The 2,051-nt window shown below is 62.9% G+C and carries 1 protein-coding gene and 1 pseudogene; one reads left to right on the top strand and one right to left on the bottom strand.

Annotated elements, in window-relative coordinates:
• A pseudogene (locus ABI213_RS06295) lies at positions 1-409 on the bottom strand (hypothetical protein); the annotation flags it as partial.
• Positions 410-513: 104 nt separating this feature from the next.
• Between ABI213_RS06295 and ABI213_RS06290 the strand changes: the two are divergent.
• On the top strand, positions 514-2,051 hold a 1,538-nt coding region (locus tag ABI213_RS06290), incomplete at its 3' end, for a methyl-accepting chemotaxis protein (protein ID WP_348026438.1).

The following is a 2,051-nucleotide window of genomic DNA, read 5'->3' as shown; positions in this document are numbered from 1 at the left end:
GGGTGGCAAACAGCGACCAGCCCGGCTCCAGCTCAATCGTCCAAAAGCTGTTGAACTTCAAAGCCGAGACCTGGCCATGGTGGAACGGCGCGCCCGCCAGTTGCGCCGCCACGTGGAAGCTCAGCGGCGCACGCGGATGCGCTTCTACCGCCAGCGGCGGCAAGTCCCAGTCCCAGCTGAAGCGGTCGCCCTCTACCCGCACATCGCAGGGCAACAGCACCATGAAGCCATGGGCCATGGCATCGACAAACGGCGGGCACTGTTTGACGGTGCGGATGTCGCGCCCATGCAGTTCGGAAAACGCCTTGGGCGGCAGGGCCCGCAACCAGTCAGGCAAAGCCTGCTTGGCCGGGATGGGACGCGGCAGGATGTCGATCAGCGCGGGATCGCAACGGAAAGTGATGGGCATAGAGATTTGGCACCTAAATTGCATTTACCGCTTGCATTTTGTAACCTTTTTACCCAGCATCAGCAGCACCCACATGTTGTGATCGCCACCTCCAAAAATCTACCATGTCCCAGGCCAGCACACTCTCTTCCCCAGCCCCGTCCCGCCTGCGTTTGCAGATGTCGCTGAACACCAAAATTTGTGTCGCCGCCACCGCCCTGGTGGTGCTGTCGTTGGGCATTACCTCGGCGGTGATCGGCATCAAAAGCAGCGCCAGCGCCGAGGCTGCCACGATGAACCTGGCGCGCACCTCGGCCCGCGAGGCCGCAGGCACGCTGCAAACCCGCATTGCCGCCAATATGGCCACCGTGGCCAACCTGGCCGCCTCGATGCGCGCTACCCGTCAGGCCAACCTGCCTATTGCGCGCGAGCAGATCGACGAAATGGTGCAGGCAGCGCTGTTCAGCTCCGACGACTTCATCGGCTCGGCCGTCACCTGGGAGCCCAACGCGCTGGATGGCAAAGATGCCGAGTACGCAGCCAAAAAGCCCGGCTACGACGACACCGGCCGCTACATGCCCTACTGGACCCGAGCGGCGGGCAGCGGCGTGCACGTGGAACCCATTGTGTTCAGCCCCGGAGCCGGTGCCAACGACTGGTACGACATCCCCAAGGCCAGTGGCAAGCTTTTCTTTACCGAGCCCTATGTCTACCCGATTGATGGCAAAGACGTGCTGATGGCTTCGTTGGTGGCTCCCATCATGGTGGCCGGCAAGTTCCAGGGCACTGCCAGCGCCGACTTCACGCTCACCCGGTTTGGCCAAATTCTGTCCGAGCTCAAGCCCATTGAAGGCAGCAGCCTGTCGTTGGTGTCCAACGGCGGCCTGTATGCCAGCAACCCCGACACCCAACGCATCGGCAAAAAAGCCGACGACATCCCCGTCGAGGGGCTGGAACACATCCGCAAAGGCCAGCCATACGAGTACTTGGACGCGCAAAACATTGTGCATCTGCTGCAGCCCATGGTGGTCACCGCAGACACCGCGCCCTGGAGCGTGCGCATGAGCTTTCCCCGCAGCGTGGCCACGGCCGCGGCACGCGACCTGCTGGCCAACACGCTGATAGTGGCCCTGGTGTGCGCCATCGCCACGGCCTTGATTTTGGTGTCGGTGGTTTTCCGCCTGACCCGCCCGCTGCGCTCGCTGAGCCGGGTGATGGTGGGCCTGGCCAGCGCCGATGCCGACCTGAGCGTCAAGCTAGAGGTGCAGGGCAAAGACGAACTGGCCGCCATCGGCAACGGTTTCAACCAGTTTGTCGCCAAGATCCATGCGGTGCTGAAGCAAGTGCGCAGCAGCGCCGATAGCGTGGCCGGTGCCAGCGCCGAAATTGCCCATGGCAACAACGACCTGTCGGCCCGCACCGAGCAACAGGCCAGCGCCCTGGAACAAACCGCCGCCTCGATGGAAGAACTCAGCACCACTGTGCGGCAAAACGCCGACAGCGCCAAGCAAGCCAACCAACTGGCGCTGACAGCCTCGACCGTAGCCATCCACGGCGGCGCGGTAGTGGCCAAGGTGGTCGAAACCATGAAGGGCATCAACGACTCGTCGCGCAAGATCGCCGACATCATCAGCGTAATCGACAGCATCGCCTTCCAGACCAA

The organism is Rhodoferax sp. (genome assembly GCF_039922535.1).
In the GTDB taxonomy this organism is placed as follows: Bacteria; Pseudomonadota; Gammaproteobacteria; order Burkholderiales; family Burkholderiaceae_C; genus Rhodoferax_B.
Note: the sequence above shows the minus strand (reverse complement) of the source record. Positions and strands in the feature narration are given on the sequence as shown.